15 protein-coding genes are annotated in these 15,878 nt (G+C 35.6%); 5 read left to right on the top strand and 10 right to left on the bottom strand.

Going from position 1 to position 15,878, the window contains the following annotated elements:
* Positions 1–54 precede the first annotated feature (54 nt).
* Positions 55–543 (bottom strand): hypothetical protein, encoded by a 489-nt coding sequence (locus H4J73_RS13510; protein WP_182181498.1) that lies wholly within the window; start codon positions 541–543, stop codon positions 55–57.
* Positions 544–693: 150 nt separating this feature from the next.
* Between H4J73_RS13510 and H4J73_RS13505 the strand changes: the two genes are divergently transcribed.
* Complete coding sequence (locus tag H4J73_RS13505; RefSeq protein ID WP_404851961.1) at positions 694–1,179, top strand: TlpA disulfide reductase family protein; 486 nt, start codon at positions 694–696, stop codon at positions 1,177–1,179.
* An 85-nt stretch (positions 1,180–1,264) separates the two neighbouring features.
* Here the strand turns inward: H4J73_RS13505 and H4J73_RS13500 are convergent, their stop codons facing one another.
* The 8 genes from H4J73_RS13500 to H4J73_RS13465 form a co-directional block, all read right to left on the bottom strand.
* A complete protein-coding gene (locus H4J73_RS13500; RefSeq protein WP_182223815.1) occupies positions 1,265–2,029 on the bottom strand; it encodes a PepSY-associated TM helix domain-containing protein in 765 nt (254 codons plus the stop codon).
* 49 nt (positions 2,030–2,078) lie between these two features.
* Positions 2,079–2,591 (bottom strand): FMN-binding protein, encoded by a 513-nt coding sequence (locus tag H4J73_RS13495; protein ID WP_310649693.1) that lies wholly within the window; start codon positions 2,589–2,591, stop codon positions 2,079–2,081.
* A 114-nt stretch (positions 2,592–2,705) separates the two neighbouring features.
* Positions 2,706–3,866, bottom strand: coding sequence for a porin (locus H4J73_RS13490; RefSeq protein ID WP_182223818.1), 1,161 nt, complete (start codon positions 3,864–3,866; stop codon positions 2,706–2,708).
* Between the two features lie 127 nt (positions 3,867–3,993).
* On the bottom strand, positions 3,994–5,103 hold the full coding sequence (locus tag H4J73_RS13485; protein ID WP_182181501.1) for a glycosyltransferase family 4 protein: 1,110 nt from the start codon (positions 5,101–5,103) through the stop codon (positions 3,994–3,996).
* Positions 5,100–6,470: a phenylacetate--CoA ligase family protein gene (locus H4J73_RS13480; protein WP_182181502.1), complete on the bottom strand. Its 1,371-nt coding sequence runs from the start codon at positions 6,468–6,470 to the stop codon at positions 5,100–5,102. The genes H4J73_RS13485 and H4J73_RS13480 overlap by 4 nt, the downstream gene beginning before the upstream one ends.
* Positions 6,467–7,309: an O-antigen ligase gene (locus tag H4J73_RS13475; RefSeq protein ID WP_182181503.1), complete on the bottom strand. Its 843-nt coding sequence runs from the start codon at positions 7,307–7,309 to the stop codon at positions 6,467–6,469. Before H4J73_RS13475 ends, H4J73_RS13480 begins: the two co-directional genes overlap by 4 nt.
* A gap of 325 nt (positions 7,310–7,634) precedes the next feature.
* Positions 7,635–8,714, bottom strand: a complete 1,080-nt coding sequence (locus H4J73_RS13470) for a CapA family protein (RefSeq protein ID WP_182181504.1) — start codon at positions 8,712–8,714, stop codon at positions 7,635–7,637.
* Complete coding sequence (locus tag H4J73_RS13465; protein WP_182181505.1) at positions 8,711–9,943, bottom strand: oligosaccharide flippase family protein; 1,233 nt, start codon at positions 9,941–9,943, stop codon at positions 8,711–8,713. Before H4J73_RS13465 ends, H4J73_RS13470 begins: the two co-directional genes overlap by 4 nt.
* A gap of 157 nt (positions 9,944–10,100) precedes the next feature.
* Here H4J73_RS13465 and H4J73_RS13460 point away from each other — a divergent pair, with 157 nt between their 5' ends.
* The 4 genes from H4J73_RS13460 (at position 10,101) to H4J73_RS13445 (ending at position 14,559) form a co-directional block, all read left to right on the top strand.
* A complete protein-coding gene (locus tag H4J73_RS13460; RefSeq protein WP_310649627.1) occupies positions 10,101–10,697 on the top strand; it encodes a sugar transferase in 597 nt (198 codons plus the stop codon).
* On the top strand, positions 10,694–11,329 hold the full coding sequence (locus H4J73_RS13455) for an acetyltransferase (protein ID WP_182181507.1): 636 nt from the start codon (positions 10,694–10,696) through the stop codon (positions 11,327–11,329). The genes H4J73_RS13460 and H4J73_RS13455 overlap by 4 nt, the downstream gene beginning before the upstream one ends.
* 11 nt (positions 11,330–11,340) lie before the next feature.
* A complete protein-coding gene (locus tag H4J73_RS13450; RefSeq protein WP_182181508.1) occupies positions 11,341–12,525 on the top strand; it encodes a DegT/DnrJ/EryC1/StrS aminotransferase family protein in 1,185 nt (394 codons plus the stop codon).
* A 96-nt stretch (positions 12,526–12,621) separates the two neighbouring features.
* Complete coding sequence (locus H4J73_RS13445) at positions 12,622–14,559, top strand: nucleoside-diphosphate sugar epimerase/dehydratase (protein ID WP_182181509.1); 1,938 nt, start codon at positions 12,622–12,624, stop codon at positions 14,557–14,559.
* A 3-nt stretch (positions 14,560–14,562) separates the two neighbouring features.
* Here H4J73_RS13445 and H4J73_RS13440 read toward each other — a convergent pair whose 3' ends face one another.
* Positions 14,563–15,678 (bottom strand): MltA domain-containing protein, encoded by a 1,116-nt coding sequence (locus H4J73_RS13440; protein WP_182181510.1) that lies wholly within the window; start codon positions 15,676–15,678, stop codon positions 14,563–14,565.
* Positions 15,679–15,878 lie beyond the last annotated feature (200 nt).

Below are 15,878 nucleotides of genomic sequence, written 5' to 3'. Positions count from 1 at the left end.
AAGCATAAGTAACGACTGTGTTTTACTCAACAGCAGTTACTGCGGTGAACGCCCTTACTTTAAATAGCTGATGGTTTGATCTGTGACGCACTTAGAAAAACTTTTTTGCCTTTCTTCACGACTTAATGATGAGATACTAGCCGTTACAATTGCCATTCTCTCTAATTTTTGTTGTTGCGGTAAACCTGACAGCTGCTCAGAAAAACACCCCTGCAAACCGTAATTCAACGCGATATCTGATTTTGTTGCCGCGCCCGCTAAACAAGTTATTAATTTTTCTGCCAGTAAATCACGATCCATATCCTCGACAAGCTCTTTCACCTGATAATTGGCATTACCGCTGTTTTTAGCTTTGTCACAAGCAAAAAACATATCAGCCACTGCAACGATAGGTATTAAACGTTCATGCTGGGCACTAAAACGCAATTTTAGCCACTTATCATGCTCAAGTTTGTCTGAGTTATTATCCTGTGAAGCACTTGCTATGCTTGATGATAAAATCAAAAAAACAAACAAAGCGTTTGTTGGTAACAGTATTTTCATAAAATTGCTCTATGGGTAAAGTATACGCTGCAATTTACCCTACTAATAAGTAAAAATACAACTATCGTTTTTATAATCAACCATAACTTCACCCAATGAAATATTCATGCTTTAATAAGAAAAAATCTATTTAAGTAAAATATTATGATGATTAAAAAGTTAGTTACCCTGTTATTCATTTTCATCACTAGTCTCTGTTTATCAAACGTAAGTTTTGCTGAGACATCAGCTGAAAAGAATGTATTACAAAATTTTGAGACGTTAATTTCTTCTCATAAAGGAAAAGTTATTTATGTAGATTTCTGGGCATCTTGGTGTGGTCCTTGTCGAAAATCATTTCCTTGGATGAACAACATACAAGATAAATATCAACAACAAGGCTTAGTTATCATCAGTGTAAACGTTGATAACAACAAAGCTCTAGCAGATAAATTTCTTGCTGAAATCCCCACTAACTTTACGGTTTTTTATGACCCAAAAGGAAAAGTTGCTCGACAATATAAGCTAAAAGGTATGCCAAGTAGCTACATAATAGACCGTTCAGGAAAGGTTGTTAGTGCTCATGTAGGCTTCTCTCAAAGCAAGAAAACAAAGTATGAACAAGAATTAATAGCGTTACTCAATACGGTTAACTAGAGCGTTTTTTTAAACGAAGTATGCGGCTGATAAATGATGAACTACTTCTGCTTTAAAAAGCCGATAGCCGATAAAAAATTGAGAATTAGCGTTTCTTATTTTTATACCTTAACCAGATATAAATGCCACTCACTGAAAGTAAAATAAGCATAAAAGCGACAATATCCATAAACCATACGCCGAGATTACCAAATAGTCGTCCTGAGTGTGCATCAAGTATCACGCGCTCCCAGTTCAAAAACTGTGACTGAAACTGCCTATTGGCAATGGTTAACTCATGCTTTGCTGGGGGAGTATTATTAACCCAAGTAGGTTCAATTAATGTATTGATTATTTGCCACTCAAAAAAGTCACTGTCTCCTTGATAGTAGCCTTGTGGTGTATTTAAAATGAGCCGTTCGTCTGTAACGCTAAATGCTGAGATTGGAATGGGTAAATCACTTGAACTGTCCATTTTATCAACAAGGTCGCCCTTTTCGGTAAAAATGACCAATTGCTTTGTGGTAACGACCAAGCGATATGATTGAAAAGTGCTAATACCGATAATAGGGTTATCACTTTGAAAAACCAATTTATCACCTAACCAAACAAGTTGGTTAGTGACTAACCATTCTTTTTGTTGATAAAAACGAACGTCAGTCGGTGGTTTAATACCATAATGATTAAGCAGTATAGTACTCGTAATCGAATGCTGTGATAAAGAAAATGCGGTGGTGTGATTTAAGGCAATACCCGAAATAGAGAGAAAAATAAGAAAGAAAGCGGCAAAGATACCTAGTCGACGGTGCCATTTTCGTAAATGGCGAATAAGGCGATTACCTATTGCTTGTGCTGATTTATTCTTAATCATTGGGATGTGAATTAAACCTATCTAAATAAAATTATGATGGGCAAAAATATTAAACTTTTACCTTTTTATTTAACCAAAGTGCCAACCGTGCAACTTTAGTAAGCGCTCGTACTGACATGGTTGCGCCTGTTATACCATCAATATGTTGATTAAGCATGTTTTCTTTGGTTAAAGATGCTGATTTAAATTGATTAGTAAAAAAGTCATGTCGTACTTCGTCACCACGAGATTCGCGATAAGCCAGAACTTTAACATCGACAATTTGCTCATTATTAATGTGCACTCCAATAGTAATAGGTTTTTCTTTTCCTATCTCTTCAAGTACCCACACCGTTTCACTTGCTTGCTGCCAATACTTTAAACGTAAACGGCTATACTCGTGGCTCATAATTTCACTAATAACGAGCTTGTCGTCTGCTGATAACCATAAAGCTTTAGATTTTGGCACTTCACCCTGAAAGGAGGTGCTAACAAACTGTTTTGAGGTTTGGTAAGTACCGTTCGCTGATACTTGTGTTGCCACGCTAAACATGACGAGTAAAGTGAATATAATTTTAACCACATGTCACCTCTTATAGTAAAGATAGTTTAAAGCACAAAAGTGAATGGACATATAATATCCATTCACTTCCTTGTGTACTATGACCTAACGCAAATTTACATAAAGTAAGTAAAATTAAAACTGGTAGCCAAAACCTAAGTTAAAACCTTTTGAGTCTTTCGACCCACCCAATTCTTCATAATCTGCTTTTAATACAACATTTTCATGCAAGTAGTAGTTAACACCAACACTTGTAGATTCAACAGCATCAGAGCCACTTAGCCCTGCTTCATTGTTGTATTGAGCATAACGAGCAAAAGCGCCAACGTCTTCATTTAACATATATGAAGGTTCAATATACCAACCTGTTTGCTCATCACGACCTAAAGCTTTGGCTTCATCACCGTCAATATTCCAGGTTGCATACAAAGCACGAACCGTGAAGTTATTAACTTGATAAATAGCATGAGCTTCAATTAATGTCGCAGCAGCATCGTCAACACCAGCAGCACTTTGAGTCAAATCTGTTTGATACTGAACAGTTGCCGCTAACTCTAATCCTGGAATAGCGGTATATTTAATACGACCAGTGTAGGCTAAGTTTTCAGCTGAAGCGTTAGAAACTTTTTGACGTCCGCCTCTGATTTTATAATCATTCCCTACATTTAAACCACTTGTTATAGCAGCATCAACGGCTAAGCCTGGAGCTAATTTAAAATTCCCTGCAACACCCGCTTCCCACCAAGTGGCTGGGATAATATTCTTTTCAACGCCGTTGCGCTCAACACCGTAAAAAGTTGGCGGCTCATGCGTTTCATTAATAATACCTACAGGCACTAAAAATAAGCCTGTTTTGGTTGTTATTGTATCGCTGTAGTCATACTCTACATAAGCTTGCTCTAGCTCAACTTCACCATCTTGCCCTTCACCAGCGATGCTATGCTCTAATTCAAACTCAGAGAAAAAACGTAATTTGTTTGTAAACTCATGGCCAAAAAACAAAACAAAGCGATGAAAATCAACTTTTGCATCTTTATCTTCGTAGTTGTTGTAATGTAATTCGCCATAGCCACCAATGGTCGTTTTAGCAAATGAGCTTGCCGTCGAGCTTGATTCAACTTGGTCAGCAGTAGCCTCAAGACGTTGCTCTGTTTCGTCTAAACGTTCTTCTAAGTTTTTTAATACTTTTTGTTGCTGTGCAATAACTTTACGTAATTCTTCAGTATCGTTATTTGCAAGAACAGCCGAACTAGTAAATAATCCAACAAGTGCCGAAGCAATTAAGGTTTTCTTCATCATGGATTTCATGTCCGTCAAAGTTTGTAGAGAGATAATTTTAATTGAGGTGATGATACATACAAATAAAACTTAATGCAAACGATTATCATTAAGTCTTTTGTTTGTATTTGATGTAGATCAAAGGTTATAAATTTAATATTTTCAAAATAGATGAATTCACTTTTTTTACATCAAAATATTCACAAACTAACTTTCTGCTTTCAACTGCCATCTTTTCCCATGACTCTGGCTGCTCAATAAACCATTTCATTTTCTGAAAAAGTGCTTCACTATCCTTAATTGGAACAAGAAAGCCATTTTTTCTTTCAATGACTGTATCTCTACACCCAGAAGTGTCTGTCGTTAATATTGGCCTGCCAACAGCCATAGCTTCTAATGTGGTTCTTGGTAGTCCCTCATGATAAGAGGGTAAAGTGAATATATGACAATTTTTTATGAAAGGTAATACATTTTTTGTTTCACCTAAATAGTTAATTATATTATTGTGATGCCAGTTATTTATTTCTGTTTCAGAGATGGCATCAGGAGAAGAATCGTATGGCCCAAGCAGCTCAAAGTTAACCTTGGGATAAATTAATTTAATTCTTTCTGCCGCTTCAGCATATTCCCGAATACCTTTATCACCCAATAGACGTGCAATAAGTAAAAAAGTAATTTCTTTATTTGGTAAGGGATATCGTTCAAATAAATCGATATCTACACCTGAGCCATATACACGGTGACATTTTTGACCACTTATCAAACCATTTTCAACAAAAGTATTCATATTATCGTTATTTTGAAAAATAACGGCCTTTGCGTCAGTTAAAGCAAGTCGATAAAGATTTTTTGCGATGAAATTAACAACTGTTCGCTTGAATGTATCTGTAGAAAAGGCATAGCCAAGCCCTGTAATCATTGGGAAAAAATCAACATTTTTTATGAATTTTGCAGCGATTCCTCCCCATATTATAGGCTTTATGGTGTAGGCTAAGATTTTATCTGGCTGATAGAATTTTATTAATTTTTTAAGCTGGAGAAACGTTTGTAAATCAGCTAAAGGGTTCAAGCCGTTTCTTTGTACGCTATACGAACAAAATTTTGCACCTAGTTCCCTAACGTCCTTAACAACACTGTCGTCAGCCTCTGCGGTCATGACCGTTACATCATGCCCTTTTCTAACTAAATCTTTGATCAATTGCCCTCTAAAACTAATTATAGATTGAGGGTAAGCGCCAATGATAAGTATTTTCATTTGATAAAGTTTTTAATTAAGGAGAACTTACCACTACTTTCTTTCGGAATATGGCCCACTAACTTAAAGATAAACTCTGTATCTTTGCCGAACCTATGCATTAACGCTTTAGCTATTTTATCTTCTGCTTCTTGGTCATATAAGGTTTGATCCACATTTAACAGCACCTCAATAAGATCAACTTTATGCTGTTGGAATTGAACATTTATAACACAATTAGGAAGCCCTTTTATTACATCAGCTAAATGACTCAAAGACACATGACCATATTGCTTAGAAATTAAAAATTCAACTTGACGCCCATCTATTGAATCAACGAGGGGGTGCAATGAACCGCAACGACACTCACCTGTTTTAAATTTAATTAAATCACCAATTTTATATCTTATCAGTGGCGTGCCATGCGTCGTAAATGAGGTAACTAACATCTCTGTTCCAGCATTAGTTTCAATCACCTCAATTACACCTGTATCAGTATTATAATGTAAACTTCCAGCCGAACATTCCGTAATAAAAGGTGCCCCTTCAGCTGAGGCGTATTGATTGTAAACAGGGCATTTAAAAACCCTTTCAATTAATTCTCGATGAAAAGGTAGTAAAGTTTCTGAAGTGGTAAATATTGCTTTAACTTGAAAATCTAAGGTTAATTGCTTTTGCTCGATGAATTTTGCTAACTGGAATATCGCCGATACAAAACCATTGATCACCTCTGGCTTATAGCGATTTAGGTCTTGCACGTAAAAAGGTAAGTTGCCTTCAACCATGTCGAAGGTCGAATACAAGCGTTGCTTATAAGCCCAATTATTTCGCCAAAACTTGTTAGTGAAAGATGTTGCCCAACCTCGCGTAAATTCACGCCCACTAAAAGTCGCTTTTTTACTTTCAAAAGGGTCAATGCCCAGTCTAATTTTATAAGCGTCGAGGTAGGCCATTCTTTTTTGAAAGTCTTCTTTAGTAAAAACAACTTGCAAAGATTTACCTGTTGTTCCCCCCGTAAATGAGGAAATGCCTTGGTCACAGTCAATGGTGTAAACATCATCAAGGTTAGTTCTCAACATTTCTTTCGTTACTATAGGGAGTTCAGCTAATGACTCTAAGGTAATAGCTTGGTCAAAATCAACTTTCTTATAAAGTGATTGATAAAATTTGCTATTTTCATAGGAAAAACGAACAAAGTCATCAAGTAAGATATTTTGCTCAACCAATAAATCAGCAGATGACTTAGATTCTTGCTCTAATAAGCTGTTTCGGTATTGATAATATTCATCACCATAACGTTGCTTTATTAATATATAGCCATAAAAACTGATAATAATATCTTGTACAAAAACAGGTAGTAATTCTAAAAATTTATTTTTGAAGCTCATGGTTTTTTTCTCTTCAGCAGGTTTTCTTGGCTCTGTAATGCAATATAAAATAAAATAATTAATAGTCCCCAAATCGGCAAACGCCTTAAAATATCTCCTCCGGCAGCATAAGACATAATAGATAAAATGGCCGCAAACACTGCTGGCTCATAATAAAACGCTTTATGGAAAATTTTAAATAACAAATGTATTAATAAAAAAAACCCGACAATGCCCACTTGTAGTAAAACCGTCAACAAAGTTTGATGACTATCGTTATATTCGCCTAGGTAAAAAATATGAGGCCCTGTGCCTCGACCAAGCAACCAGGATTCTTTAATTAGCTCAATTGCCGCTCCATAAAGATCTGCACGTCCTCCCTTGCCGTCATGCTGGTTAAACAGCTCTGTGAAAAAAGTAGAAATATCGACAAAAAAGGTAAAAAACACAGCTAAAATACTAAAGACAATGATCGTTAAAATAACCGAATACACAACACTGTAACGATATACTTGAGCAATGCTGTAGCCTAAAAGACCTAATATTACCCCCAATATGGCTTTACTTGCACCCGTTTCAAAAATCATTAAAACCGACAAAGCAATGAGTACAATTACTATTGCCTTCATCATGAGTTTCTTTTCGCGTTTCAAGAGCAACAGACCAATAAATGGCATGGGAGTTAACACCATTGCCACTTGGTGTAAGTTTTTTACCAGCGGTGCAAAATACTGATAATACTTAATTTGTAATCCAGCGATTGAACTGGTAAAAAAACTTAAAAAATAAAAAAAACTGAGAAAACAAATGAAAAAATAAAATATCGCTTTGATATACAAATAAGCATTATCTTGATACATCAAAAAACGCTTTTCTATACTTAAGCAACTAATCAATAGCATGAAGTAGGCCGCGAAGTCGAATATTGTGCCAACCAAAGTGCCGGTATTAAGATAAACGGCACGATTATAAAGTCCGCCAATTACGGATAAAATTAGGTAAAAAAACCAAAATTTTGAAAATAAGTAATGCTTATATCCCGGCATATCCCATAATTGAATTAATGCGATACCGCCTAACATTAAAAAAATAAGTTCGCCGACGCCAAGGAAAGAAAACCGTAATTGCGTAAAGGTTGATATAACTAAACCAAAGACAATTAACCGCCTGATATTCTTTGCATTATCAGTCATCATTAAAACGCAAGTAATTCAAAACATTACGTTTATGTAACCAAGCATTATATCTAGCTCGTAAGAGAATAATGACACTGCGATAATTCAATCGTTTTACATACCACTGAAAGTCGCGCATCGACTTTCTACCATCGATATAAGTTGTCAGTAATTTATTTCTTTCTTGTACGTAACTAGTTCTATCTGTTTGTAAAAAATCAGTATAATTTTTCAATATTGACTTTATGTCTAAAGAGCCGACTTTCATTTCATCTTCAGCCATATACAAACTCACTACATCATGAGAAATCAACTTTCCATCAACAATGTCTAATACAACAATACTCGATGTTTTATTATTTTCATTTTGTTTCACCAATGGGTGAGAAGATTTATCCGTATACACATCATCAAAACAAAAATTTCCTAAACTATATGCCAGTAAGGAGTCGTTATGCTTTTCTATACCCTGCAACACATGAGGGTGGTGACCATAATATATATAAGGGCAGGTGTTACTAAGTTGGCGGGCCATCTTAACGTCGTGATAAGCGGGGAAATTGACATGTTCAAGTCCAGCATGAACACTAATGATATTAAGATAACCTTGTTGAGAATACAGGGCTAATTTTTCGTCTACTGCTGCGACATTAAGCTTATTAACGCCTTTATTTAAACCGTAAGGATTAGTTGAATAACAACAATAACCATGTAAGGCAATTTTAGCATCGCTAAGCAATAAATCCTTATCATTTACGCCAAAATATTTAATATCATGACTATCAAGCAATGAAATAGTGGAATCGAGTCCTTTTTTACCATAATCATAAATATGATTATTCGCTAAGGTTACAACATTTATATTCAAGTATTTCAGCAGTTCGACATTCTTGGGCGACGACTTTAAATACGCCGATTTTGCCCCTATAGCATTACCTTCGGCTAAAAATGGTAGCTCTAAATTACCTACTACATAATCAAATTGTTCTAAATATTTTGCTACTTTACTAAAGTACTCAAATATCGAATCATTATTTTCAAGCGCATAGCGACCAAATAAACCAATATCACCAAGTAAAGCTACTTTCATGTTTTTTCTACCTTTTTACGGTTCTCAAAATTTTTAAATGCCAAATAAGTCATCAGCATCATAATTACCGTTGTAGCTAACATAACGTAAATAGCACCTTTTATTTGCCATTGTGGAATAACTAGCCATGCTGCAATAAAGCCACTTAAGGATGTAAACAAAACAATGCGTTGATAGATTTTTTCCGCCCCTACCAACATTAAATATGCAGGGCCACATGCTAACCTAATAAAAACAAAAGGGATCATTAGAGAAGCTAATTGGACTAATTCTAGTACTTTGCCTCTTTCGTCAGGAAAAAGCACTGGCACAAACCATGCGGAACCAAACATGACAAAAAAGCAAAGTATTATGCCTGTAATTACCATCATGTTTTTTAACCACTTGTGTAATTCAATATTTCTCGATAAAAGTGGTAAAGCGGCATTTACCAATAAAAAAGCAATGGCATTAATTATTTCAATCACTCTTACCGCTGCACTATATAAACCAACGACTGTATTGCCATGGAAAACGCCTAAAATAAACGTCATACTATTCGAGTAGAGTGTTGGAGAAAATTGCGTTACAAATGCAGGCCAGCCTTGTTTGTACGTTTCTATAACACCTTTAAAAGAAGGCATTACAACCCTGACCAACTTATTCTTATAAATTATCACTACTGAAATAACTAAAGCAATAAGCCAGCTAAGTCCTTGTAAAAAAGGTACTAAATAAGTGTCATCCGGATTATTAACCCAATAAAGAACACTACATAAATATAAAAATTTACACAAACTATTGCTAACCGCAATAAAATGCATTTTTTCAAGCCCTTGAAACAACCAAGCAGGGAAAAGTGATTGCATCAAAACAAAAAAAAGTACACTTAGATACAATAAATATTCATTGTATATAGCATCAATGAAAAACATAAATAGGTAGCAAACTGAAAAGAGTACGCAAATTAAAATTGATGATATGAGTAGTTCACTAAATGATATAGTTAATTGTGAAGGGTCATCACGAACGCGTGCAATAGTGCGTACAGCACTTATATTATAGCCATACTGCATCATTGAGCTAAAATAAACACCGATTGCTAGAGCAAAGGATAATAAACCAAACTGTGTCAGTCCCAAAACATTAACCAAATAGGGTAAAAGCACAATTGGAACGATAAAGTCCCCCCCTTTAGTTATAACTAAATAGGTGAAATTTTTAATTATATTTTTTTTCTCAAAACTCACAAATCAACCCTACTTTCGTTTTAATCATACCTTTTTTTCAATTTTAGGAAAGTAGACTTAGCTTGCTTAAAAAAAGATAAAGATTGTCCTGCAGATATACAATAGCTATGATAAATTAATTGAAACTTGCTATTACTCAATACCCTACATGAATAAAATGATAAAATCACTAATTGATAGAATTTGTTCTGCTAATGCATTACTGATATTTGCTCCAGTAATCATTGTTTTGAGCGTTATTGTTGCAATAAAACTTGGCAGACCGGTACTATTCAAACAAAAACGTCCTGGTTTACATGGCAAGATATTTGAAATAATTAAATTTCGTTCTATGCGAGATGCAATTGATCAACATGGCCAGTCTTTACCTGATAGCGAGCGCCTTGCACCCTTTGGTGAAAAGCTACGTAATACGAGTCTTGACGAACTTCCTGGTCTGTGGAATGTATTGATAGGTAATATGAGTTTAGTTGGCCCAAGACCACTACTTGTAGAATACTTACCCTTATATTCCAAAGTACAATCCCGTCGACATGATGTAAAACCAGGTATCACTGGTTGGGCACAAGTTAATGGTCGTAACGCTATTAGCTGGGAAAAAAAGTTTGAGCTCGATGTCTGGTATGTCGATAATCAGTCTTTTTGGTTAGATATAAAAATCCTTTATTTAACGGTGAAAAAAGTTTTTGCACGTAGCGATATTAATGCTGCGGGTGAGGCTACCATGAAAAAATTCACAGGGAATAAATCATGAAAAAATTGATCATTATTGGTGCTGGCGGACATGGCAGAGTAGTTGCTGATTGTGCACAGCAACAAGGTAAATATAGCCAAATTGTTTTTTTAGATGACTGCTTTTATGAGCGTAAAGAAAACAGCGAGTGGCAAGTCATTGGTTCAGCGAAAGACTTTCCACAATATATTGATGAAGCCGATTTTGTTGTTGCAATTGGTGATAACCGTTTACGTAAAAAGATCCTTACACAGCTAAAACAAGCAAAAGCTAATATTGTTTCTCTTATTCATCCAACAGCAGCAGTAAGTCCACATACCTTCATTGGTAAAGGCGTTGTAGTATTTGCTAACGCAGTGATAAACATAGGTGCAAGTATTGCTGACGGCTGTATTATTAATACTGGTGCTACCGTTGATCATGATTGTGAACTTCATCAATGCGTACATGTGTCACCGGGCGTCAATATCGCAGGAGGCGTTCATATAGCGCAACTTTCTTGGATTGGCATTGGTAGTACTATCGTTGAATGCATAACCCTTGCAGATAATACACAAGTTGGTGCTGGCGCTGTAGTTACCCAATCAACACAAGCCAACTCACTCTATTTAGGTGTACCGGCAAAACGTGTACGTTCTTTAACCAAAATTTAATAGGATATTCCGTGCTTAATACACCCTTTTCTCCGTGGCCAAGTTTTACTGAACAAGAAATTGATGCAGTCAGTGCTGTTCTTCGTTCTAACAAGGTAAATTACTGGACAGGGCAAGAAGGTAAAGCTTTCGAGAAAGAGTTTGCTCAGTTCTGTGACAGTAAATATGCAGTAGCCGTTGCCAATGGTACCCTTGCTCTAGATTTAGCTCTTAAAGTATTGGATATTAAAGCAGGTGACGAAGTCATTGTAACCTCCCGTACATTTATAGCTTCAATAAGTAGCATAATAAATGCAGGTGCTACCCCGATTTTCGCTGACGTAGAGCTCAATAGCCAAAATATAAGTGCCCGGACTATTGCCGAAGTAATCAGCAATAAAACCAAAGCAATTATATGTGTTCATTTAGCTGGCTGGCCATGCGAAATGGATGAAATAATGCATTTAGCAGGGCAATATAATTTATCTGTTATTGAAGACTGTGCACAAGCTCACGGAACCACCTACAAAGGTAAGCCTGTAGGGAGTATTGGTCATATAGGGGCGTGGTCTTTTTGCCAAGACAAGATAATGACCACTGGCGGCGAAGGTGGCATGCTTACTACTAACAATGAGCAACTTTGGCGAAAAGCTTGGGCCTATAAAGATCATGGGAAATCTTATGCTGCAGTATATGAAACTGAACACCCAGCAGGATTTCGTTGGTTACATGAATCATTTGGTACTAATTGGCGCTTAACTGAAATGCAATCAGCAATTGGCAGAATTCAATTAACACGGATGCCAGAATGGCAAAAAAAACGAACAGATAATGCTTATAGAATTCGTACTACATGCCAAAAATATAATTGGCTGATCGTTCCTAAAGTTCCTGGGTATATAGAACATGCCTACTATAAATGTTATATACAGATAGACATGGATAAGCTCCCATCTCATTATTCCCGTGATAAAATAATTGATGCAATCTTAAGTAAGGGTGTTCCTTGCTTCTCAGGAAGTTGTTCAGAGGTTTACAAAGAAAAAGCGTTTGACAAGACCCAGTTTAAGCCTCTTCAACCTCTGAAGAATGCTCAGCTACTTGGAGAAAACAGCCTTATGTTTTTAGTTCATCCATCATTAACACGCCAAGAAATCGATAAAACATGCCATACACTTACTTCCGTATTTGACAAAATCGAACAAATGACCAAATAAATGTGTTAATAGTTAATGACAATTGTAATAAAACTTGTAGAATATTTGTTAATCCTTGAGGTTATAATAAAAGTGTTATTCTAAGGTGTTGTTGTAATGGTAAGAAGAATTGATTTAATTCCTGGGTCCCTTAAGTTAATAATCGTATTAGCCTATGATTTATTTGCCATATGCTCGGCATTCTTTCTTTCCTACTTTATTCGTGTGGGCTTTGAAGGTATTCATATTTCTTGGCCTGAAATGGCTGTATTTTCCACTGTTACACTTTGCACCTTAGTTTTATTTTATACATTTGATATGTATAGCTCTATTGTTAGGTATTTTAACGCTAAATCCTTTTTAAAAGTTCAAAGTTTACTAATAGTAACAACCATAATATTCTATCTTTCTGGGATTGTTTTTGGTGCTTTTGTTCCTCGTTCGGTTCCCATAGTTTTCTTAGTTTTGACCAGTATAATGATTGCAGGTGCAAGAGCATTGGTCGGTATTATCGTTCACAAAAAGTGGTTCGATGAACGTGAAGGAGTCGTTATTTATGGAGCAAGTAATACAGGTCGCCAATTAGTTAACGCCTTATCATTAGGGAGCACATACCAACCTCTTGCATTCATTGATGAAAAGAAACGCTATCAGGGGCGCACAGTATTAGGTTTGAAGATCTATTCTCATTTTAAAGTTAATCAACTGATAAAAAAATATGGACAATTTAAAGTTCTCATTGCTATTCCTCAAGTCGATCCTATTAGATTGAAACAAATAGTATCTTCTTTAGAACCCCATGCACTTGAACTTTTAATTGTACCGAGTATGTCTGATATTGTTTCTGGTAAGCGAACCATTGATGAACTTCGTGAAGTCTCTGTTGATGAGTTATTGGGTAGGAAAGCGGTAGAGCCGATACCAGAACTATTATTCGCTAATATCAATGATAAAATTGTCATGGTTTCAGGTGCAGGCGGTTCAATAGGCAAAGAGTTATGTAGACAAATTGCTCATCATAAACCCAGAACACTTATTTTACTTGATGTTTCAGAAGCTTTTCTTTACGAAATACACCAAGAGTTAACTGAATTCTTATCAGAAACTCGAAATGATTTAATAGTAGAGCCACTCATTGGAAATGTACAAAATGGTATGTTAATGAAACATATTTTTCATAAATACCAAGTACAAACTATTTATCATGCTGCTGCATACAAACATGTTCCTATGGTTGAACATAATGTTATTGCTGGTGTCACTAATAATGTATTGGGTACCAGTGAAATAGCGCAGGCGGCTATTTTTTGTGAAGTTGAGACCTTTGTACTCATTTCTACTGACAAAGCGGTACGCCCAACCAATGTAATGGGGGCAACAAAGCGTTTAGCTGAATTGGTTCTACAAGCCCTAGCGAAGCAAAATCACAGTACGCGATTTGTAATGGTAAGATTTGGTAATGTATTAGGTTCATCTGGATCCGTTGTTCCTTTATTTAAAAAGCAAATAAAGAAAGGTGGTCCAATTACTATTACTCACCCTGATATCATTCGTTATTTTATGACTATCCCCGAAGCCGCACAATTAGTTTTGCAAGCAGGTGCCATGGGCTCTGGTGGAGATGTATTTGTTTTAGATATGGGTAAACCTGTTAAGATAATTGACTTAGCTTATAAGATGACCCATTTGATGGGGTTAACCATTAAAGATAAATTAAATCCAAAGGGTGATATAGAAATAAAATTTAGCGGATTAAGACCTGGTGAAAAGCTCTATGAGGAGTTACTGATTGATGACAATGCTAAAAAGACCCAACATAAACGTATCCTTAGTGCCAATGAACGTTCTCTGCCATGGAATGAGGTAAAGAAGATTATTTCTGACCTCAACGATGCTATGCGCCAAGAGGATGTACCAAAAATAAAGCAAATACTGACTGAAGCACATTTAGATTATCAACCTACCCCAAGTAGACTTTTGAAATCTAAAAATAAAGCTGATCTAATTACTGATCAAGAGCTTAAATCTTCAATTTGCAACGCCGTTCAATCATAATATTTATTTAACTAGTATGAGCCAAGCCATAGCATAATCGGGTAACTGATTATTGGCTTGGTAATAGTCATTCCAGCCTTTATAGCTATCAACCAACATATCTAATTGAAATAAATTACCGTCAAAAGCGCCCCCCTGATCAGCTAATACGCCTATACGTGAGATATTAACATTATTACGCTCATAGCTAACCATAAAGAGTTTCCCCAAGCCTAATTGTTTTACATTGCCCGCAAAAGTTACTTGAGATTTGATAGCTATTTTATTCTCTTGTTTTTGACCATAGCCCATTATGCTAGGCACTTCGATAAAGTACCAGTATCTTGCTTGTTCTCTTTTACCTAGTGCATAATCATAGTCAACACCATTATTACGGTGGACATTAAAATAGCGAGTTGTCCCCCCTACATTTACGACACCCGTACCTTGCAGTAAAACATCATGAAGTGCTTCTTCAGTTAACCAAATTAGCGGTTTAACTGATTTATTATCTAGCAAAGCACCTGCCATAACTTCTTGACGACTATATCTATATCGGATGAGTTCATCTTTTATACTTTCAGCTTGATCTATAGAGAGACTTTCTTCGTCAGAGGGTAAAGCATACAAAGCATGAACGTATTTTACGGTTTTTATCGGACTTGCATCTAATAGCTTCGTATAATATTTGGTAAGAAAAATCTTATCTATGGGAATGTCATTTAATAATCTAGTTTTAACCGCATTGGTACTTTTTGCTGCAATAGTATCTGCTGTTTTTTTATCAGGGAGCCAACGATAAAAATCAAAGTTTTGTTTTATAAACTTTATATCATGTAAGCGGCTCTGTCGGTTTGCCCGAACATCTTCACGATAAATTTTACAGATAAACGCTAACGTTTTCTTAATATTTTTCATGCTAATTTTATTAACGAATATCGTGCCAGGGTGAACAGCAAATTTATCATCAGTGAAGTTTTGTAAATAATATTGCGTATTTTCAGAAACTTTGCATAGTTCGCTAGCTTTAAAATCAACTAACTGATTAATTAAAGGGGATCGTTCGAGAAAAAACTCGTATGCACTTAATGAGAATGAGCAGAGTAATATGGGAAAATATATATATATTAAGTAACGCATCAGTGTTGCCTGTTAAAACTTTTCGATATTGTAACTTTTAGGCTAAGAAAAGACATGATTTTATTGTGTAGAAAATAGCAAGTTACGCATTGATACACACGTTACATTGAAAATAAATGTGATATTGCAAGCTATCCCTTTTTTATCTGTAATACTGACAAGTTTAAAATAAAGAAATTTACAGAAATGCCAGACAGCAA

The sequence above is a fragment of the Colwellia sp. MB3u-41 genome (assembly GCF_014076845.1).
Classification (GTDB): Bacteria; Pseudomonadota; Gammaproteobacteria; order Enterobacterales; family Alteromonadaceae; genus Colwellia_A.
The sequence above is the reverse complement of the archived record's forward strand: the minus strand, read 5'-3'. Positions and strand labels throughout refer to the sequence as shown.